General features: G+C 68.8%; 21 protein-coding genes, 2 pseudogenes and 1 riboswitch. Of the genes and pseudogenes, 6 read left to right on the forward strand and 17 right to left on the reverse strand.

All coding sequences use genetic code 11. The features are described from left to right. Nucleotides 1-152: 152 nt before the first annotated feature. A complete protein-coding gene (locus D3874_RS00625; protein WP_119775358.1) occupies nt 153-1,418 on the forward strand; it encodes a bifunctional folylpolyglutamate synthase/dihydrofolate synthase in 1,266 nt (421 codons plus the stop codon). A gap of 124 nt (nt 1,419-1,542) precedes the next feature. Here D3874_RS00625 and D3874_RS00630 read toward each other — a convergent pair whose 3' ends face one another. Then, complete coding sequence (locus D3874_RS00630) at nt 1,543-2,175, reverse strand: TetR/AcrR family transcriptional regulator (RefSeq protein ID WP_199698861.1); 633 nt, start codon at nt 2,173-2,175, stop codon at nt 1,543-1,545. Between the two features lie 101 nt (nt 2,176-2,276). Here D3874_RS00630 and D3874_RS00635 point away from each other — a divergent pair, with 101 nt between their 5' ends. Genes D3874_RS00635 through D3874_RS00645 form a run of 3 tightly spaced genes read left to right on the forward strand, consistent with a single transcriptional unit; the run spans nt 2,277 to nt 5,392 of the window. Further along, nucleotides 2,277-2,741: an SRPBCC family protein gene (locus tag D3874_RS00635; RefSeq protein ID WP_119775361.1), complete on the forward strand. Its 465-nt coding sequence runs from the start codon at nt 2,277-2,279 to the stop codon at nt 2,739-2,741. Nucleotides 2,742-2,756: 15 nt separating this feature from the next. Continuing rightward, nucleotides 2,757-4,499: an SDR family oxidoreductase gene (locus tag D3874_RS00640; protein WP_119775363.1), complete on the forward strand. Its 1,743-nt coding sequence runs from the start codon at nt 2,757-2,759 to the stop codon at nt 4,497-4,499. 8 nt (nt 4,500-4,507) lie between these two features. Then, entirely contained in the window at nt 4,508-5,392 is an 885-nt protein-coding gene (locus tag D3874_RS00645; protein ID WP_119775366.1) for a metal-dependent hydrolase, read from the forward strand. On the opposite strand, the gene D3874_RS00650 is transcribed toward D3874_RS00645, so the two are convergent. The 8 genes and pseudogenes from D3874_RS00650 to D3874_RS29830 form a co-directional block, all read right to left on the reverse strand. Beyond that, nucleotides 5,389-6,012 carry a LysE family translocator gene (locus D3874_RS00650; RefSeq protein WP_119775368.1) on the reverse strand — a complete coding sequence of 208 codons (624 nt, stop codon included), beginning with the start codon at nt 6,010-6,012 and terminating at the stop codon, nt 5,389-5,391. The two genes, D3874_RS00645 and D3874_RS00650, sit on opposite strands and share 4 nt — an antisense overlap. Nucleotides 6,013-6,221: 209 nt before the next feature. After that, on the reverse strand, nt 6,222-7,454 hold the full coding sequence (locus D3874_RS00655) for a glutamine synthetase family protein (protein WP_119775371.1): 1,233 nt from the start codon (nt 7,452-7,454) through the stop codon (nt 6,222-6,224). Next, complete coding sequence (locus D3874_RS31790) at nt 7,451-7,789, reverse strand: helix-turn-helix domain-containing protein (protein ID WP_158595754.1); 339 nt, start codon at nt 7,787-7,789, stop codon at nt 7,451-7,453. Before D3874_RS31790 ends, D3874_RS00655 begins: the two co-directional genes overlap by 4 nt. 65 nt (nt 7,790-7,854) lie before the next feature. Further along, complete coding sequence (locus D3874_RS00665; RefSeq protein ID WP_119775375.1) at nt 7,855-8,562, reverse strand: CbtA family protein; 708 nt, start codon at nt 8,560-8,562, stop codon at nt 7,855-7,857. Between the two features lie 7 nt (nt 8,563-8,569). Then, entirely contained in the window at nt 8,570-8,752 is a 183-nt protein-coding gene (locus D3874_RS00670; protein WP_119775378.1) for a CbtB domain-containing protein, read from the reverse strand. Nucleotides 8,753-8,792: 40 nt separating this feature from the next. After that, a riboswitch (cobalamin riboswitch) is annotated at nt 8,793-8,969 on the reverse strand. A 26-nt stretch (nt 8,970-8,995) separates the two neighbouring features. Next, entirely contained in the window at nt 8,996-9,643 is a 648-nt protein-coding gene (gene bluB / locus D3874_RS00675; protein ID WP_119775380.1) for a 5,6-dimethylbenzimidazole synthase, read from the reverse strand. After that, a complete protein-coding gene (locus tag D3874_RS29825; protein WP_233559773.1) occupies nt 9,640-9,897 on the reverse strand; it encodes a hypothetical protein in 258 nt (85 codons plus the stop codon). Before D3874_RS29825 ends, bluB begins: the two co-directional genes overlap by 4 nt. Nucleotides 9,898-9,929: 32 nt before the next feature. After that, nucleotides 9,930-10,232, reverse strand: a pseudogene (locus D3874_RS29830) (aminotransferase class I/II-fold pyridoxal phosphate-dependent enzyme); the annotation flags it as partial. A 367-nt stretch (nt 10,233-10,599) separates the two neighbouring features. Between D3874_RS29830 and cbiB the strand changes: the two are divergent. Then, nucleotides 10,600-11,652, forward strand: coding sequence for an adenosylcobinamide-phosphate synthase CbiB (gene cbiB / locus D3874_RS00685; protein ID WP_119775383.1), 1,053 nt, complete (start codon nt 10,600-10,602; stop codon nt 11,650-11,652). Nucleotides 11,653-11,661: 9 nt separating this feature from the next. Here cbiB and D3874_RS00690 read toward each other — a convergent pair whose 3' ends face one another. From D3874_RS00690 to D3874_RS00720, 8 genes and pseudogenes are all read right to left on the reverse strand, one after another. After that, nucleotides 11,662-12,513 carry a SidA/IucD/PvdA family monooxygenase gene (locus D3874_RS00690; protein WP_233559817.1) on the reverse strand — a complete coding sequence of 284 codons (852 nt, stop codon included), beginning with the start codon at nt 12,511-12,513 and terminating at the stop codon, nt 11,662-11,664. A 50-nt stretch (nt 12,514-12,563) separates the two neighbouring features. After that, a pseudogene (locus D3874_RS32350) lies at nt 12,564-12,929 on the reverse strand (FAD-dependent monooxygenase); the annotation flags it as partial. Between the two features lie 10 nt (nt 12,930-12,939). Beyond that, nucleotides 12,940-13,227 (reverse strand): MSMEG_0570 family nitrogen starvation response protein, encoded by a 288-nt coding sequence (locus tag D3874_RS00695; protein ID WP_119775385.1) that lies wholly within the window; start codon nt 13,225-13,227, stop codon nt 12,940-12,942. After that, a complete protein-coding gene (locus D3874_RS00700; protein WP_119775388.1) occupies nt 13,220-14,197 on the reverse strand; it encodes a sll0787 family AIR synthase-like protein in 978 nt (325 codons plus the stop codon). The genes D3874_RS00695 and D3874_RS00700 overlap by 8 nt, the downstream gene beginning before the upstream one ends. After that, nucleotides 14,194-14,736: an MSMEG_0567/Sll0786 family nitrogen starvation N-acetyltransferase gene (locus D3874_RS00705; RefSeq protein ID WP_119775390.1), complete on the reverse strand. Its 543-nt coding sequence runs from the start codon at nt 14,734-14,736 to the stop codon at nt 14,194-14,196. The genes D3874_RS00700 and D3874_RS00705 overlap by 4 nt, the downstream gene beginning before the upstream one ends. A 4-nt stretch (nt 14,737-14,740) precedes the next feature. Further along, nucleotides 14,741-15,838 (reverse strand): MSMEG_0568 family radical SAM protein, encoded by a 1,098-nt coding sequence (locus D3874_RS00710; protein ID WP_119775393.1) that lies wholly within the window; start codon nt 15,836-15,838, stop codon nt 14,741-14,743. Between the two features lie 11 nt (nt 15,839-15,849). Continuing rightward, nucleotides 15,850-16,932 carry a Nit6803 family nitrilase gene (locus D3874_RS00715; RefSeq protein WP_119775395.1) on the reverse strand — a complete coding sequence of 361 codons (1,083 nt, stop codon included), beginning with the start codon at nt 16,930-16,932 and terminating at the stop codon, nt 15,850-15,852. A gap of 1 nt (nt 16,933) precedes the next feature. Next, nucleotides 16,934-17,416, reverse strand: a complete 483-nt coding sequence (locus tag D3874_RS00720; protein ID WP_119775398.1) for an MSMEG_0572/Sll0783 family nitrogen starvation response protein — start codon at nt 17,414-17,416, stop codon at nt 16,934-16,936. A 471-nt stretch (nt 17,417-17,887) separates the two neighbouring features. On the opposite strand from D3874_RS00720, the gene D3874_RS00725 reads away from it, so the two are divergent. Then, entirely contained in the window at nt 17,888-19,285 is a 1,398-nt protein-coding gene (locus D3874_RS00725; RefSeq protein WP_199698862.1) for an aminotransferase-like domain-containing protein, read from the forward strand. The last annotated feature ends 17 nt before the right edge of the window (nt 19,286-19,302 follow it).

The raw sequence follows: 19,302 nt of genomic DNA on the forward strand, positions 1-19,302 counted from the left end.
TCCGCCCTTCAGGGGGGAGAGGGTTGGGTGAGGTGGGTCGACGGCGTAGAGCTCACTCGTTCCACCCACCACCTCACCCTTCCCATCGCCTACCGGCGATGGGCCCCTTCCCTCTCCCCCGCAAGCGGCGGAGAGGGATTTTACGGGTTACCATGACCTCCGACCTCGTCCTTGAACGCCTGACCCGGCTGCATCCCAAGAAGATCGACCTGTCGCTGGGGCGGATGGAGCGGCTGCTGGCGCGCCTGGGGCATCCCGAGCGCGACCTGCCGCCGGTGATTCATGTCGCCGGGACCAACGGCAAGGGCTCGACCGTCGCCTATCTGCGCGCGATCGGGGAGGCGGCGGGCCTGCGGGTCCATGCCTATACCTCGCCCCACCTGGTGCGCTTCCACGAGCGCATCCGGCTGGCCGGGCAGTTGATCGACGAGGCGGCGCTGATCGCCCTGCTGGAGGAATGCGAGCGGGCCAATGGCGAGGCGCCGATCACCTTCTTCGAGGTGACCACCGCCGCGGCCTTCCTGGCTTTCGCGCGCAATCCCGCCGACCTGCTGCTGCTCGAGGTCGGCCTGGGCGGGCGGCTGGATGCGACCAATGTGGTGGCGCGGCCGCACTTGAGCGTGATCACACCGGTCGACCTCGACCATCGGGAGTTCCTGGGCGACGACATCAAGGCAATCGCCGCCGAGAAGGCCGGCATCCTGAAGCCCGACGTGCCCGCCGTGATCGGCCCGCAGCCGGCCGAGGCCCTGGGCGTGATCGCGGCGCAGGCGGACCTGCTGGACGCGCCGCTGATCATTGCCGGCATCGATTTCCAATATGCCGCGACCGACGAGGGCTTCCGCTTCGCGCGGCCGGGACAGCCGGCCTGGCACCTGCCACGGCCCAGCCTGGCCGGGCCGCACCAGATCGCCAATGCCGCGACCGCCGCCGCCGCTGCCCTGCTGCTGGACCTGCCGGCGCCGGCGATCGAGGCCGGGATTGCCGGTGCGCAGTGGCCGGCCCGGCTGCAACGCCTGAAAACCGGGCCGCTGGTCGCGCTGATGCCGGCGGGCGGCGAGCTGTGGCTGGACGGCGGGCACAATCCCCATGCCGCCCGCGCCCTGGCCGCGGCACTGGCGGCCATGGATGCGCGGCCGCTGGTCCTGGTCACCGGCCTGCTCTCGACCAAGGATGCAGCGGGCTATTTCGGCGCGTTCCGCGACCTGGCGCCGAAGGTGGTGACCGTCACCATTCCCGGCGAAGCGGCGGCGCGCCCAGCCGAGGAGATCGCCGCGGCGGCGATCGAGGCGGGCCTGTCGGCGACGGCGGCACCGGACCTTGCCAGTGCCGTCGCCCAGGCGGCCCGATTGGGTACCCGGGTGATGATCTGCGGCTCGCTCTATCTCGCCGGCCGGGTCCTGGCCGACAACGGCTGACAACACCCCAATTCGTCATTCCGGCGAAGGCCGGAATCCATTGCGCCGGCAGGCGAGACCTTCCAGAAGTAATCTCCCTTGGCAGGCCCATAGATCCCGGCCTTCGCCGGGATGACGACAGAGGTTATATAGATCCCAGTTCCCGACGCACCACGCCGATCAGGGCATCGAGGACATTCAGGGCCATGCGCTCGGTCTCTTCGAGGCTGATGCCGGGGGTGGCGAGCCACCATTCGGCGCCGGATTCGGCGGCCCCCATCAGGGCATAGGCATAGGGCGTAACCCGCGCCCGGGCCGTGGCTGCAGCAAGACCCGGAGGGCGGAAGTCGGCGAAGGTCATCGCCGTGATGTCCAGCACCGCCCGGCGAAATCCCATGATCTGCTGGGCCAGTTCGCTTTCCCCTTTCATGGCGGAAAAGGCAATCTGCCACCTTGCTGTATCACGGTAGAGGAAGCCGACCAGCATGGTCACGGTCCGCGCCAGCCTGGTGCGCGGGTCAGGCTCGGTGCTCACCGCCATCAAGGCATTGATCAGGAAGGTGCCGGTGCGCTCGACAATCGCCGCGCGCAGGCCCGGCTTGGAGCCGAAATAGCTGTAGAGCATGGGCTTGGTGACACCGCAGGCGGCGGCGATGTCGTCCATGCTGGTGGCGTGGAAGCCCCTTTCGGCGAACATTTCCGCCGCGACGTCCAGCATCTGGACCTCACGCTCGGCCCGGGGCCGGCGCTTGGCGCGCGCCACAGTCTGTACGGTCACGGCCCCTCCTTTTGTCACTTGACATAATATTACGCATTGGTAACTTACTGGCAAGTAACAAACATAAGTCCGCCTCTCCCGGGAGGATAGTGGGTTTCGCCATGGCCATATCCGTCGATATCAAGCGCCAGAATCGGGAAACCGTCCCCGCCGCCTTCGAGCGGGTGGTGGCGCTCCTGGAAGATGTCGAGGCGACCCTGGCGCATTTCCCCAGCCTGCGCTCGTTCGAGCCGCTGGGCGACAGTGTCTATCACTGGCGCCTGGCGCCCTTGGGCCCGGTCACCCACAAGACCCGCATCGATTTCGCCACCCGCTTCAGCATCGACAAGGTGGCCGGCGTGGTCGAGTTCAAGCCGGTCCCGAAGATCGGCAATGCCAGCATCGGCGGCCGGATCGAGATCAAGGCGAAAGCCGCCAGCCACAGCGACATCGCCATCAATGTCGCGGGCAAGGTCGAGGTGCCGGTGTCGTGGCTGCTGAAGGCCGTGGCGACGCCGATCGTGATGCGTGAGTTCAACGGCCTGGTCGACGGCTTCGTCGCCAACCTCAAGAACAACTACCTCTGAGAGGATTTGCCTCGCATGACCGGAACCTTCCGCATCCCCTCGGGCGAGGTCGAACTCGCCGCCCGCGTCCGGGGCGAGGCCGGCCGGCCGACGGTCGTGCTGCTGCACGGCTATCCCGACGACAGCACGGTGTGGGACGGGGTGGCACAGGATCTGGCGCAGGATCACCGGGTCGTGACCTATGACGTTCGCGGCGCCGGGGCTTCCACCGCCCCCGCCTCGGGCCGGGACTATCGCCTGGACCAGTTGATGGGCGACCTGGCCGCCGTGCTCGACGCCACGGTGCCGGGGGCCAAGGTGCATCTGGTCGGCCACGACTGGGGCTCGATCCAGGGCTGGGAGGCGCTGGTCGACCTGCGCCTGAAGAACCGGATCCTGTCCTATACCTCGATGTCCGGCCCGTCCCTGGACCTCGCCGGCCTGTGGCTGCGCGACCGCTTGAAGGCGGGCGCCCTGCTGCCCCTGCTGGGGCAGTTGGTGCGGTCCTGGTACGTCATGCTGTTCCACCTGCCCTTCCTGGCGCCCTTGCTGTGGCGGATGGGCCTGGCCAAGGCCTGGCCGCGCCTGCTGCGGCGAAGCGAGGGCGTGAAGGTCGCGCCACGGCCGACCCAGCTTGCCGACAGCATCAACGGCATCAACCTCTACCGGGCCAATTTCCACCGCCACGTGGGGAAACCCGGCCGGTTCCAGATCGACCTGCCGGTACAGGTGCTGGTCGCCCTGCGCGACCGCTTCGTCAGCCCGCGATTGTACGAGGGCCTGGTGAAGTACGTGCCCAAACTCGCACGCCACGATCTGGCCATCAGCCATTGGGTGCCGCTGTCGCAGCCCGCCCTGGTCGCCGGCCACGTCCGCCGCATGGTCGCCGAGGTCGACAGCGGCATCGAGAGCGCCGTGACCCGCCGCGCCCGCCAGCGCGCCACCAACACTGGCAAGCGGCCCTTCGCCGGCCAGCAGATCCTGGTCACCGGGGCCGGTGGCGGCATCGGCCGGGCCACGGCGCTGGCCTTTGCGCAGAAGGGCGCCGACGTCATCGCCGTCGACATCAACGAGGCGGCGGCGGAACACACCGCCGTGCTGGCCCGCCAGGAAGGCTTGCAGGCCCAGGCCCGGCGCGCCGATGTGACCGATGCCGCGGCCATGGAAGCCCTGGCCCAATGGGTCGACGAGGCCTGCGGCCCGGTCGACATCGTGGTCAACAATGCCGGCATCGGCATGGCCGGCGGCTTCCTCGAGACCTCGGTCGCCGACTGGCAGAAGATCCTGGGCGTGAACCTGTGGGGTGTCATCCACGGCGCCCGCCTGTTCGGCCAGCGCATGGCGCAGGACAGGCGCCAGGGCCACATCGTCAATGTCGCCTCGGCCGCGGCCTTCATGCCCTCGCGCAGCTTCGCCGCCTATGCCACCACCAAGTCGGCCGTGCTGATGATGACCAATTGCCTGCGGGCCGAACTGGCCGGCAGCGGCATCGGCGTCACTGCCGTGTGCCCCGGCTTCGTCGAGACCGGCATTGCCCAGGCCACCGTCTATGTCGGCGTCAGCGCCGACGAGCAGGCCCGCCGCCGCGACAAGGCCGCCGTGATGTACCATCGCCGGGGCTTCACGCCGGAACAGGTCGCCAAGTCGATCGTCAAGGCCGTGGCCAGGGACCGGGCAGTGGCCCTGGTCGGCGCCGAGGCGGTGATCGGTTCGGCTCTGTCGCGCCTCTCGCCCGGCCTCGTGCGCCGGATCGCCCGCATCGAACTCGCGCCGAAGTGAGGTTCGCCATGACCAGCCTGCCGCAAGAAACCCATACCATTACGCCCCGCCGCGTGAAATTCGACTGGCAGGACACGCCCATCCAGTGGGTCGCCGGCGATCCCTTCACCTCGCATTTCTACAACGCCCTGCACCTGATCTTCCCGCCGATCGAGGCGTGGTTCTGCCAGGTCTTCAAGCAGGCCCTGCCCCTGGTGACCGACGAGAAGCTGCGCCAGGACGTGATCGGCTTCATGCGCCAGGAAGCCATTCATGGCGGCGCACACGGCTTGGTGCTGGAGCATTTCCAGGCCCATGGCATCGACAGCAACCGCTACATGGCCTTCCTGCGGCGCCAGATCGACCGCGCGCTGGGCGACCGGATCTTCGGGATTCCGGCCCGGCGCCTGGGACTGGAACGCTGGTGGCTGAACACCCGCATCGGCATCATCGCGGCCGGCGAACACTTCACCTGCATGTGGGGCAAGTTCGCGCTGGAGGCCACCAACATCGAATCCTGGAATGCCGACCCGACCATGCTGGACCTGTTCCGCTGGCACGCGGCCGAGGAGGTCGAGCATCGCACGGTGGCCTTCGACCTCTATCGCCACATCGCCCCGGCCGGCTTCTTCCACCGCCTGTTCCTGATGACCGGGGTGGTGCCGATCCTGGTGCTGCATTGGACCATGGCCATGCGCTTCCTGATGAGGCACGACCCCAACCTGGCCCGGCGGCCAAGCCTGTTCCGGGAATGGCCGCGTGCCGTCCGCGCCGGCCGCCTGCTGTCGCTGCGCAAGATCGCCGGGGCCAGTTGGCGCTTCCTGCTGCGCGGCTATGACCCGCGGACGGAAGCCGATACCTCGCTGGCGCTGGACTACATCGCCCGCTCGCCCGCGGCCAGCACCGCCCGCTAGTCCTTGCGGGCGAAGGCCAGGCCCACGGCGCCCAGGCAGAAGGCGGCCCCGGTCAGGCGGTTGGCGATGACCGCGGCTTTCAGGCTGGGGGCGGCGCGGCGGAACCAGGCGGCGGCGCTGCCATAGATGAAGGCGGCGAACCATTCCAGCACCAGGAAGGTCGCGCCGATCACCCACATCTGGGCATCATAGTCGCGCGCCGGGTCGATGAACTGCGGAAAGGCCGCGGTGAAGATCAGGATCGCCTTGGGATTGCCGATCGCCACCATCGCCTCGCGCCGCATCATCGCCTTGAGGCCGACGGCGGTGACGACCGGCGCCTGGGCGGCGGCGGTCGGCTTGGCCATCCAGGTCTGGATGCCCAGCCAGGCGAGATAGACAACGCCCAGCCACTTGATCACGGCGAACGCCACTTCGGACGCCGCCAGGATGGCACCCAGGCCCAGCGCCGTGATCAGGATCATGCCGGCAAAGGTGACGATCCGCCCGGCCACCGCCAGCAGGGCCGGGGTCAGCCCGAAACGCACCGAATGGCTGGCCACCAGCACATTGCTGGGGCCGGGCGCGACCGCCATGAGGAAAGCGGCGGGCAGGAAGATGAGCCAGGCGTCCAGGGTCATGGCGGGGTCCTCAGCGAGTGCCTGATACTGAAATACAGGCACCGACGGCTGGCAATACCCCGGCCTGCATAGCCATCCTGCGTCCTTCGAGACGGCCCTGCGGGCCTCCTCAGGATGAGGAGATTTGTTCTGGCATGAAGATTCTCCTCATCCTGAGGAGCCACCGAAGGTGGCGTCTCGAAGGACGCACAATGCCAGTCCAACGCACCTCACAAATGATCGAGGTACCAGGCGTGGTCGAGGGGGTTCACCTCGGCTTCGTAGCGCTCGAATTCGGCGCGGCGCAGGCGGCCGTAATGCTGGTGGTAACGCTCGCCGAAATAGCGCGGCAGGATCAGGCCGTCGTCGTAGGTGTCGAGCGCGTTCGACCAGTGGCGCGGCAGGCTGGGTGCCACCGCGTCATAGGCATTGCCTTCGATCGGCGGGCCGGGGTCGATTTCCTTGGTCAGGCCGTAATGCATGGCGCCCAGGATCGCCGCCACCGCCAGGTAAGGGTTGGCATCGGCGCCGCAGACCCGGTGCTCGATGCGCCTGGCCTGGCCGTCGCCGCCCGGCACGCGCAGCGACACGGTGCGGTTCTCGAAACCCCAGGTGGGTGCCACCGGGGCATAGGAGCCGAGCTGGAAGCGGCGATAGGAATTGGCATTGGGCGCGAACACGGCGATCGATTCCGGCATCGCCGCCATCAGCCCGCCCACCGCATGGCGCAGGCGCTGGTCGGCATGCGGATGGCCGGTCGCCAGGACGTTGCGGCCCTTCTCGTCCACGAGGCTGATATGGACATGCAGGCCCGAGCCCGAAATGTTGCCATAGGGCTTGGCCATGAAGGTGGCATCGTGGCCGTGATGGCGGGCGACCGCGCGCACCGCCCGCTTGAACAGGATGGCATGGTCGCAGGCGGCCTGGGCATCGGCGACATGATGCAGGTTGATCTCGAACTGGCCCGGCGCGTACTCGCTCAAGGCACCCGTGGCGGGCACGCCCTGGGCCTCCAGCGCCTCGGCGATTTCGGTCAAGAGGGCACGGTGCGCGTCCATGTCTTCCAGCGACAGGACCTGGGTGGTCCAGTCGCGCCGCCCGGTGAAGGGGGACGGCACGGGTTGCGGGCCGCCCTTGGCGTCGCGCGCATTGTCGATCAGGTAGAATTCCAGTTCGCAGGCCACCACCGGGGTCAGGCCCAGGGCCTTGAACTTGGCCAGGACATCGCCCAGCACCTGCCTTGGATCGGCGAAGAAGGGCGAGCCGTCCTCGTCCAGCAGGGTCAGGTGCATCTGGGCGGCATCAGGCCCGGCCCACAGCATGGGCAGGATGCGGCCGTCGATGGGCACACCGATCTGGTCGCGGTCGCCGGTCGCCATGCCAAGGCCCGTCTCCTCGACATTGTCGCCGTGGATGTCGAGGCCGAAGACCGAGCCGACCAGTTTCAGCCCATGCTCGATCACCTCCAGCGCCTCGCCCCGGGTCGCCCGCTTGCCGCGGCAGACCCCGTTGGTATCGGCGATGAAGAGGTCGATGAAGCGGATCTCGGGCCGCGTCTCCAGGAAGTGGCGGGCCGCCGCGACGGGATCGTGCGGATCACCCCCTGGCCCGCCGGGGCATAGAAATCGCCGGGCGAGACGTGGTTGTTGGAGGCCTCGGCCAGGCGGCGCATGGCCTCGGGACGGGGGATCTGCTGACCGCTGATATAGCGGCTCATGGCCGCGACGGAAACGCCGGCACGCCGGGCAAATTCGGTCAGGGTGAGGTGTTCTCGGGCAAGGTAATCAATGATTTTCACGATGCCCCAAGCCTAGGGGGCATCGTGAAATCGGGCAAGGGGGGTGGTTCCCCTCCCCCTGAGCGTTATGCGGCGACCGGCTCGGGGCGGATAAGGCGCTGGGCCAGGAAGCCGGCGATGGCACCGGGGATGACCCAGGCCAGGAACTGGACGACCAGCGAGGCCCCGGCGAATTCCGCCGCGACTTCGGCCGGCACGCGGCTTTCGGGATCGGGCGGCACCGGCGCGCCGATGATGTGCGGCAGCACGATCAGCACCAGGGCGGCGACGATCCACAGCGGGTTGCGGCTGAAGGCGATCAAGGCGATGCCGACGGCGGTCGCCAGGGCCGTACCGGCCCACCACAGTTGCCTTGCATCGAGATCCGCCGCGGCCGAGCCCGGCAGTTCCGGCGCCAGGCCCAGGGACGGGGCCAGCCCGGTGGCGACGAAGGCCGCGATCGCCCAGGGCAGGATGCTGCGCGCGGTGATCGCCGCACCCTTCAGGTACATGGCCGACAGCAGGATCCAGCCATAACCGATGGCGCAGACCACCGTCATGATCGAGGTCATGAACAGGCGCGTGGTGTCATAGCCGTCGGCATGGGCAACCGCATCACTGGCCGTGCCATGGGCGTGCGCGAGGATGATACCGGCGGCGTCCGCGACCTCGTGTACCTCGAACAGTTCGGCGTGGAGGATAAGGGGGGTGGTGGTTACCGCCTGGATGGCCGCCACAAGGCAGCCGCCGAGGATCCCGCCGGCAAGGCCGCAGGCCGCAAGACGTCCGAACATGGCAACCTCAGTGGCAGGGGAACGAGAGACCGTGGCGGGTGTCGTGCGCGGCATCGTGCAGCGACTGCGGGTGCGAGAACCCCACCAGGAAGACGAAGCCGACGCCCATCGCAAACAGGCTGGCGGCAACGGCCAGGCGCGAGCGCGGAACGGCAACGGTTTGGGGTAGGGAGGCAGCCTTGGTCGTCATGATCTCTTACTCTTTCTGCCGCTCCACCGGCGGCGCAGTTGGTGTTCCGGTCGGATCGGCAGGTCTCCTGGCTCGCGCCCTGCTCCGCCCTCCCCCTTCCCGGCAGAGGCCAGTGGGACTCGGAAGGCAGCGTCGGCGCCTACAGTTGCGGGGACAGCCGCGGTATTCGACCGCGTTCCCTCTTAGCCCTTGCGGGACCAATCCAGCGGCGACGCTAACGCAATTGCCACAAACAATCGAGCGTCATTTGACCGAAAGCCGGGTCGACAGCGGCGTGCGCCCCTGCCAGCCGTGGCGTTCCAGCTCCGGATCCTCGTGCTCCTCGACCGGGTAGCCGACGCACAAATAGGCCACCAGATGCCAGCCGGGCGGACAGTCCAGCAGGGTGTTGATCTCGTCGGGATCGAGGATCGAGACCCAGCCGACGCCGACGCCGAAGGCCCGCGCCGCCAACCAGAAAGTGTGCACCGCCGTGGTCGCGGAATGCTCGATGGTTTCGGGCATGGTCTGGCGGCCCAGGCCGAAACCTTGCGCCGGGTTGAGGTCGGCGAAGACCGCCAGGTGCACCGGGGCATCGTCGAGGCCTGAGAGCTTCAGGCTGGCATAGAGCCGCGCCCGCTCGCCCTGGTAGTTGTCCAGGGCGGCGGCATTGGCAGCCTGGAAATTGGCCCGCACGGCGGCGCGGACGCCTGAATCCTCGACCACCACGAAGCGCCAGGGCTGGCAATTGCCGACCGAGGGCGCCAGGTCCGCCAGTTCCAGCAACTGGTGCAGCAGGCCCGGCGCCAGCGGCTCGCGGCGGAAGCGGCGGACGTCGCGGCGCCAGCGCAGCAATTCCTCGAAATGGCGGCGGAAGTCCGCATCGAAGACAGGCGGGGCCTGGCCGGTCATCGCAGGGCCTCCTCGAGGCGCGCCCAGGATGCCTTGTCGCCGGGAAGCCCCAGGCGCAGCCAATCGGGCTGGTAGTCGAAGGGGCGCACCAGAATGCCGGCCTTGCCCAGTCGCTCGAACCATGCGGCCGCCTCGTCGTGGCGATAGAGGCGGAACAGCCTGGTCCCGCCCAGGGCGTCAAAGCCGGCCCGGCCATGAGCCGGTCCAGGTCCAGGGCATCGGCAGAACAGCGCGCCGCCGACGCTTCGAGCCAAAGCCGGTCGGCCAGGGCCGCCGTCCCCACGGCGATGGCGGGGCCCGAGACCGCCCAGGGCCCCAGGGCGGCGCGAATCTCGGCCGCGATATCGGCCGGGGCCAGGGCGAAGCCCAAGCGCAGGCCGGCCAGGCCATAGGTCTTGCCGAAGGAGCGGAGCACCACGATGCCCGGCCGCGGCAGGCGCGAACCCAGGCTGAACGTGCCCGCCTCCAGGTCGGCAAAGGCCTCGTCCACCACCAGCAGGCCGCCCCGGGCGTCGAGCGCCGCGCCCAGGGCCAGCAGGTCGGCCGCCGCCAGGATGCGGCCATCGGGGTTGTTGGGATTGACCACCACGGCAACCTTGGCCTGCCGCAAGTCGTGCAGGTAGCGGGCGCTGCGCAGCCGGTGGCCGGCCCGCAGCCAGCCAGGCCCATGCTCGCCGTAGGTCGGCCCAGCACGGCGACATCGGCCGGCGGCAACAGCCGGGGCAGCAGGTCGATCAGGATCTGCGTGCCGGGTGCCGCCACCACCAGCGACGGATCGGCGACGCCATAGGCCCTGGCCGCCGCGGCCTCCAGTGCCGCCAGGGCGGCCGGGTCCGGCAGAGCGGTGAAGACCGCCGGGGACAGGGCCGGGAGGGGATAGGCAATGGGTTGATCCCGGTCGACAGGTCGAGCCAGGGTTGGGGGGCGCCTGGAAAGCGGGCCTGCGCGGCCGAGCGATGGCCGCCGTGCGTCGACAAGGGATCTGCCCTGCCTGGCGCTTTCGTGCTAGCTGTGGCGCCCTCCATGAGCATCGAGCCCCCCCTCCTGATCTTATTGGCCGCCCTGGGCTGGAGGCCGCTTTCGGCTATCCGCAACGCCTGATCCCGCTGATCGGCCACCCGGTCATCTGGATCGGCGCGCTGATCAGCCGACTCGACCGCAGCCTCAACCGCGCGACCATGCCGGACAGTGCCCGCCGGCTCAATGGGGTCGCGGCCTTGGGCGCCCTGCTGGCCTTGACCATGCTACCCGCCTGGGGCCTGCAATACCTGATCCTGCTTTACCTGCCCTGGGGTGCCGGCATCGTCGTGCTGGCGATCCTGGCCTCGACCCTGATCGCCCAGCGCAGCCTCGATGCCCATGTCGTCGCCGTAGCCACGGCGCTGGAAACCCAGGGCCTGGCGGGCGGCCGCCGGGCCGTCGCCATGATCGTGGGCCGCAACACCAGCACCCTGGACGAGGCCGGCGTCGCCCGGGCGGCGATCGAGAGCCTGGGCGAGAATTTCTCCGACGGCATCGTGGCGCCGGCCTTCTGGTGCGCCCTGCTGGGCCTGCCCGGCATCGTCGGCTACAAGGCGATCAACACCGCCGACAGCATGATCGGCCACAAGACGGCGCGCCACCAGGCCTTCGGCTGGGCCGCCGCGCGCACCGACGATGTCGTGAACCTGCCCGCCTCGCGCCTCAGCGCCCTGTGGCTGGCCGCCGCCGCCCTGATCGCGCCCGGCGCCGACGCGAGGGCCGCGTTGCGGGCGGCCTGGCGGGATGCGCGGCAGCACAAGTCGCCCAATGCCGGCTGGCCGGAAGCAGCCATGGCCGGCGCCCTGGACTTGGCGCTGAACGGCCCCAAGGTCTACGGTGACACACTCAGCAGCGATGCCTGGATGGGCACCGGCCGGCCACAAGCGACCGCCAGGGACATCCGCCGGGCACTGGCGCTCTACCGCCGGGCCTGCGCGATCGAGATCGGCGTCGTGGCGGTGCTCGCCGGCATAGGCTGGATGCTCTGAGGGCCGGGACTAGCCCGCGGCCCGCAATGCCGGCTTGGCCTGGTGGCCGAGGATCTGCTCGGCGAGAAAGCCCGCGTCGCGGGCGACGCCGGAGAAGCGGCCGGAGCCCCAGGTGTAGAGCCAGGGCAGCCCCAGGAAATACAAGCCCGGAACGCTGCTCACCCCGCGCTTGTGGGTGGGGTAGCCGCGGCCGTCGAAGGCGGGGATTTCGACCCAGGTGAAGTTGGAGCGAAAACCGGTGGACCAGATCACCGTGGTGATGTTTTCCGCGATCAGGTCGATGGCGGCCGGCTCGCTCGCCGGCGTCCACAGCGGGACATAGGGCGCCTCGACCGGCGCCTCGATCCCGTTGGCCGCGATATGGGCGTCGATGCCGGCCTTGATCCGTTCCGCCGTGGCATCGGCGCCGTCGAGGTTGCGGACAAGGTCGGGCGCGAAGCGCAACTCGCTGCCCTGCGCCGCGCCCAGGCGGCCATAGAGCTTCATGCCCTCCAGGGCGAACTTGCGCAGGTCGATGTCGCGGCCGCCGTCACGGCCGGTGACATAGTGATTGGCCTTGCCGCGCACCTTCTCCTTCAGGGGATGCTGGTCGATCGGCATGTCGTAATGGCCCATGTCGTGCAGCCATTCGACCACATCCTTGCCCCGGTAGCGGCGGGTGACGCGGGGCGCGCTGCCGACGCACAGATGGGTCTGGCGCCCGGCCAGGTGCAGGTCCTCGGCGATCTGGCAGCCCGACTGGCCGGAACCGACCACGAGGACGGCACCGGGGGGCAAAGCCTCGGCGTTGCGGTATTCCGACGAATGGAGCTGGCGGATCGGGGTCGGCAGGCGTTCCGCGATGCGCGGGATCGAGGGGATGTGATAGCCCCCACGGCCAGCACCACCTGGTCCGCCGTATAGGTGCCGGTCTGGGTCTCGAGTTCGAAGCCCGCACCCAGGCGGCGCAGGGCTTTCACCTCGACACCTTCCAGCAGGGGCGGCTGGACCAGGTCCACATAGGCATCGATATAGGCCAGGATCTCGTTTTTCTTCATGAAACCCAAGGGGTCGCTGCCGTTGTAGGGGAAGCCCGGCAACTGGCATTGCCAGTTGGGCGTGACCAGGCAGAAGCTGTCCCAGCGTTCGCTGGACCAGATATGACCGCGGCGATGCTTCTCGAACACCAAGTGGTCGATGCCCTGCTGCTTCAGGCAATAGCTCATGGACAGGCCGGCCTGGCCTCCCCCGATGACGAGGACGGGATAGTGGCGGCGGGCGGGATCGATCTTGGTCATGGGCGGGGTCCTATATCTCGAAGCCTTCGACGACCACGGTGGCGTCGGGCCGATGGGCGAAAGTGGCGGCGGTTGCCTCGATGCGGGCGAGCTGGCCCAGGGCGCGGGAACAGGGGAAGCCGTATTTCTGGCGCACCCGCTCGCTGGCGGCGGCGAGTGCCGTGCGGCTGATCTCCAGGAATTGCGCCAGGGGATAGGGCGTGCCGGGATCCAGATGGTCGGCGATCACCGAGGATGGCGAATAGCAGGACTCGGTCGCGCCATCGGGCCAGCGGACGCGGAAGCGCAGTTCAGGCATGGCGGGCGAACTCCTCGCGCGGCGGGCCGCAGCCGATCAGCGGCGAGGCCGCGAAATCCCACAGGGGAACCGCACCGGTTGCGTCGCTGAGGCGGACCAGGCCGCTGGCGTTGGTGGTGCCGAAGGCGGCGCAGGCGATGCCCGCCTGGGCGAAGCGCGCCTCTACGGCAGCAACCTTGTTCGGCGCCACGCTGAAGATATAGCCGAAGCTGGGGAAGGAGATCAGCCAGCGCTCCAGCGCCACGCCCTCGGGCCGGGGAATCCGGGCCGGGTCGAGATCGGCGCCCAGGCCGGAACATTCGAGCAGCATCAGGGCGGTGCCGACCGCGCCGGCCATGCTGATATCCTTGGCGGCGCGGGCGAGGCCCGCCTCGGCGATCGCCGGCAGCAGTTCGATGTCGGCGCGCAGGCGGGCGCCGGGGGCGCCGCTGCTGGCATCCCAATAGGGGTGCGGCTCGCGGTAGCGGCCGCGCAGGTCGATCGCCGCCAGCAGTACCTCGCCGGGCCTCGCATCGAAGCTGGTGAGGAGAGACTTGGCCCGGCCCAGGATCGCCACCGACAATTGCTCGCCCGTATTGCGGGTGTTGCTGTGGCCGCCGACGATGGGCACGCCGTAGGCGGCGGCCCCGGCCGCCAGGCCCTCCATCAAGGGGCGGGCATGGGCGGCATCCCGGCTCCACAGGGCATCGACCACGGCGGTGGGGCGGCCGCCCATGGCGGCAATGTCGCTGACATTGACCATGACGCCGCAGTAACCGGCGAACCACGGCTCCGCCGCCACGAAGTCGTTGATGAAGCCTTCGATCGCCAGCAGCAGGAAGCCGTCGCCATCGGGGATGGCGGCGCAATCGTCGCCCACCGCGATGGCGCCGGCACCAAGACCAAGGCCCGACACGACCGCGTCGATATCGCGCTTGTGGGCCAGGCCGCGGCTGTCCTGGATATGGCGGGCGAGGTCGACGAGGCTCATGCCGCCCGCCGGATCATGGTAACGAAGCCGGTCTCGCCCGCGCCGAAGGGCGGGTAATGGTCGAGGTCGGCTTCCATGAAATGATGGGGCAGGCCGTGGAGGGTGATCTCCTCCAGGGTGCGCCAGTGCAGGCGGTGAAACAGCTCGGCATTGCGCGCCTGGACCTGGGCCAGGAAGCGGTGGCAGCCGCGGGCATGGGCGGAGGACACTGCCAGCCGGATCAGGCCGGTGCCGATGGCGCCCATGCGGCGATAGCTGAGATCGACCGCCAGGCGCGAACCGGCCCAGACGCCGGGTGCGTCTTCGTGAATGCGCACGGTCCCCACCACATGGTCGGGCACGCCGAAGATCGGGGCCAGCGCCACCAGGGTGATGGCGCGGGCGTCGGTCGCGTCGCGGTCGTCCCCCTCGAAGATGCGCTGTTCGCGGCAGAACACTTGGGCCCGCAGGGCCATGGCCCCTGCCCGCTCCCAATCCGCGGTGGCGAATTTCACCGTGCATTCGCCGGCGAGGTAGGGCAGGACCGGCTCGAACAGCATGGCCCTAATCCTCGAAGCTGGAGAGGGCGGAACAGGCCCCGCACTTGCCGCAGCCGGCCTTGATGTCGGCCGAGCGCAGCGCGGCGGATTTCAGCATGGCGCCCAGGGGCGCCAGGATCTCGCGCATGAAGGCCGGCGACGGGGCGGGATGATCTTCCAGCGGCGTGCCCGAGATCGGCACGAAGGGCACCACGAAGGGATAGACGCCCAGGCCGATCAAGGTTTGCGAGATTTCCAGGATCGCTTCCCTGGTATCGCCCAGGCCGGCCAGGATATAGGTCGAGACCTGGCCCCGGCCGAAGACGGGCACCGCCACCTTGAAGGCGTCCAGGTAACGGGAAATCGGCACGCTGGCCTTGCCCGGCATGATGCGCGCCCGCACCTCCGGCGTTACCGCTTCCAGGTGCATGCCCAGCGCATCGACGCCGGCCGCCTTCAACCGCTGGAACCAGATGTCGTCGTCGGGCGGCTCGCACTGGGCCTGGATCGGCAGGTCGACGGCGGCCTTCACGGCAAAGGCGCTGTCGCACAGGATCTTGGCGCCGCGGTCGGTGGCATTGGGCGTGCCCGTGGTCATCACCATGTGCTTGACCCCGTCCAGCAACACGGCGGCACGGGCGACTTCCGCCAGTTGCTCCGGCGACTTGTGGGCGATCGTCCGGCCGGCCGCCAGCGACTGCCCGATCGAGCAGAACTGGCAGGTCTTCTTGCGGCTGCCGTAGCGGATGCAGGTTTGCAGCACCGTGGTGGCCAGTACGTCACGGCCGTGCAGGACCGCGATCTTGGAATAGGGAATGCCGTCGAAGGTCTGCAGGGCATAGAAGCGCGGGGACAACGGGAACGACACCCGGCCGACATCGACACCGTCGCGCGCGATCGTGCTGTAACCCTCCGCGTCCGGGCGGCTGGCGACGTAGGGCGAGGCGAAGGCGCCGGCGGTATGCACCGGCACCATCACGGTGCGGCCCTCGACCGTCATCGCCTTGTGATCCGACGGCCCCGCGCCGCCGCGCCGGCTGGCGGCGCCGGCGCTGGGATCAGCCAGCCGAACCCCGAAGGACTGCAATTCGGTGATCAGGGATTGGGTCGCTGTCGGTTTCATGGACACACTCCTTAAAACGAACGGCCTTGGGCCTTGACCTCGGCAGGGCGGACACGATCTTCCTGACCGTCATCCCGGCGAAGGCCGGGATCCACTGTCGTGGAGTACTGGGACGGACCCGTATCGCCCCCGCCGTGGATCCCGGCCTTCGCCGGGATGACGGTGTTGTGAGTGGTGACGACCGGGCTGGTGGCACGGTTGTCGTGGTTGAGGCTGAGCAGTTCGGGCCGGGCGTAGTGGCCGACCGAATCCATCATGCGTTTGCGCTTGGTGATCAGGCGCATGTCGAGGTCGGCGACCAGGATGCCCTCGCCTGAGGTCAGCGGCGGCACCAGGTGGCTGCCCTCGGGCGAGACAATGGCGGTGTGACAGCCGCCGCGCAGGCCCTTCTGCAATTTGGGATCGGGTGTGATCGCGTCGATCTGCGCCTCGCTCAGCCAGCCGGTGGCATTGACCACGAAGCAGCCCGATTCCAGCGCGTGATGGCGGATCGTCACCTCCATCTGTTCGCCGAAAATCGGCCCGACCATCGAGCCGGGGAACTGGCTGGCGTGAATTTCCTCGTGCTGGGCCATCAGCGTGTAGCGGGCCAGCGGGTTGTAATGCTCCCAGCAGGCGAGCGCGCCGACCCGGCCCACGGCGGTCTCGACCACGGCCAGGCCTGAACCGTCGCCCTGGCCCCAGATCATCCGTTCGTGGAAGGTCGGCGTGATCTTGCGGCGCTTGAGGGCCAGCGTGCCGTCGGCATCGAAGATGAGCTGGGCATTGTAGAGCGAGCCGTAATCGCGCTCGTTCACCCCCAGCACCACGACGATGCCGTGGGCGCGGGCCGCGGCCGCCACCGCCTGGGTCACGGGACCCGGGACGGTGACGGCATGCTCGTACAGGCGCAGATGGTCCTGGCCTGTCGAGACCGGCGGATGGACGAAGGAGAAATAAGGGTAGTAGGGCACGAAGGTCTCGGGGAAGACCACGAATTGGGCGCCCTTCCCCGCCGCCTCCGCGATGGCATTGCAGACCCGTTCGAGCGTGCGCGCGGGCTGCTCGATATCGGGGGCGATCTGAACCGCCGCTGCCCTGACGACCCGTGACATCTCAAAGCGTCCAGGTGTTCAGGATGAAGGCGCCATCGGCCCGGTGCAGCAGGATCAGGTCCAGCACGTCGAGCGGGCTGATCGGGGTGATGCCCGGGATCAGCGAGGGCTCGCCGTGGCCGTAGAGCGCCTGGAGCGCGAAGCGGCAGGCGAAGACCTTGCCGCCCTCGCCCATGAACTTGACCACCTGGTTGTTCATCGCCAGGTGGCCGGGGAAGGCCTCGTCGCCCAGGGTGGGGAAGCCGCGTTGCACGCCAAGGGTCACACCCGGGCCATAGAGCAGGACCGAGGTCTCGAAGCCCTTGCGCAGCAGGCGGGTGGCCTGGAGCAGGTTGACGAGGCCGATCGAGCCTTCGAAGGCCACGGTGTGGAAGGTGACCAGGGCCTTTTCGCCCGGCTTGGCCTTCACGTCCTCGAACAGCTTCTGCTCGTAGTCGACGAAGAAGTCGCCCTTCTGGTGGGCTGGCTTGGTAACGGCAGGCATTGCATCTCTCCCAGGTTGTCAGGCGAGCACCGTAAGGGTGGTCGTCGGAGAAATTGCAAACGCCGTGCCAGTCAAGTTTCTGCACAATCGATAGTCAGAATCGAAAAAATGCGATCAATTTTTCCAGTCAATGACCGGATTCCGCCCGAAAAGCGCCGGATCACTTTTTGGGCACTGCGACTCATTTAGGCGGGCCGCAGTTCATTTTCTGTGCAGCGCCCCTCCTCCCGCAGAACCGCGAGAAAGCCCCGGAAAGCCGCCGGAAGGCCCCGGGAAAGCCTTTCGGGCTCTGGCGCGGCCGCCATTCCAAGTTTTCTTGCGCAGCGCAGCAATCGGGTGTTTCATAAAGTCATCCAACGGCGGTAATGCGGCCAAGCCTGGGCCGAGACGCAGGGTGCGACCGAGATCAAGATGCAGTCAATTGAACCTGAAATGATCAAATTGACTGCATTCAAGTTTGGGCATTGATCGATGGGGCGCAAACTGGTCGGCTGGATCCCGCAGATCGGCAAGAGCATCGGGCCGCACTACCAGGCCATCGCCGACGCGATCGAGGCCGACATCCGCATCGGCCGCCTGGCCCCGGCCGACCGCCTGCCGCCGCAGCGGGTCCTGGCCCAGCAACTGGGCCTGAACTTCACCACCGTCGCCCGCGCCTATGTCGAGGCGCAGCGCCGGGGCCTGATCGAGTCCCGCGTCGGCGCCGGCAGCTTCGTGCGCGGCGAGGCGACCGCCAGCCCCAAGCCCGCCCGCCGCCGCGACCTGGTCGACCTGACCATGAACCTGCCGCCCGAGCCCGAAGACCCGGTGCTGCTGGAGCGCATGCGCCTGGGGCTGGAGGAGATCGGCACCAACCTGACCGCGCTGCTGCGCTACCAGGGTTTCGGCGGCGCGCCGGCGGACAAGGACGCGGCGGTGACCTGGCTTGCCCGGCATCATCGCCTGGAGGTGCCGCGCGACCGGGTGCTGGTCTGCCCCGGCGCCCACAGCGCCCTGCTGGCAACCTTAAGCGTGCTTGCCAAGGCGGGCGACGTGGTCTGCTGCGAGGACCTGACCTATCCCGGCATCCGCGCGCTCACCGCGCAACTGGGGCTGCAACTGGTGGGCCTGGCCCAGGACGGCGAGGGCATCAGCGCCGATGCCTTCGAGGAGGCGTGCCGGCGCCATGCCCCCAAGGCGCTCTATTGTAACCCCACCCTGCTCAACCCGACCACGGCGACGATCTCGGCGCGCCGGCGCGCGGCGCTGATCGCGGTGGCCCGCCGGCATGGCGTGAAGATCATCGAGGACGATGCCTATGGCAGCGTGCCGGTGGCCCCGCCCCCGCCGTTCGCTGCCCTGGCCCCCGATATCACCTATTACGTGGCGGGCCTCGCCAAGTGCCTGGGTGCGGGCCTGCGCGTCGCCTATCTGGCGGCACCGGACAATCGCAGCGTCTGGCCCCTGGCCGCGTCCCTGCGCGCCGCCACCGTCATGGCCTCGCCGATCACGGTGGCGATCGCCAGCCACTGGATCATCGAAGGGATAGCCGAGGATGTGCTGGCCGCGATCCGCCAGGAGTCGCGCGCCCGCCAGGGCCTGGTGCGCGAGATCCTGCCGGCCGGCAGCTACCTGACCGACCCGGAAGCCTTCCACCTCTGGGTTTCCCTGCCCACACCCTGGAGCCGCTCGAGCTTTGCCGATCACATGCGCTCATCCGGCATGGGCGTGGTGGTGAGCGACGCCTTCGCCGTCTCCCGCCCGCCGCCCGAAGCCGTGCGCGTCTGCCTGGGCGGCGTCGTCGGCCGCCAGGAGACGAGGCACGCGCTGGAATTCCTGGCCGACGCGCTCGCCCACCCCTCGCCCGCGGTGGCGTCGGGGATTATTTGAAGGCTACTGTCTCGACG

Source organism: Oleomonas cavernae (assembly GCF_003590945.1).
Lineage (GTDB): Bacteria > Pseudomonadota > Alphaproteobacteria > Zavarziniales > Zavarziniaceae > Zavarzinia > Zavarzinia cavernae.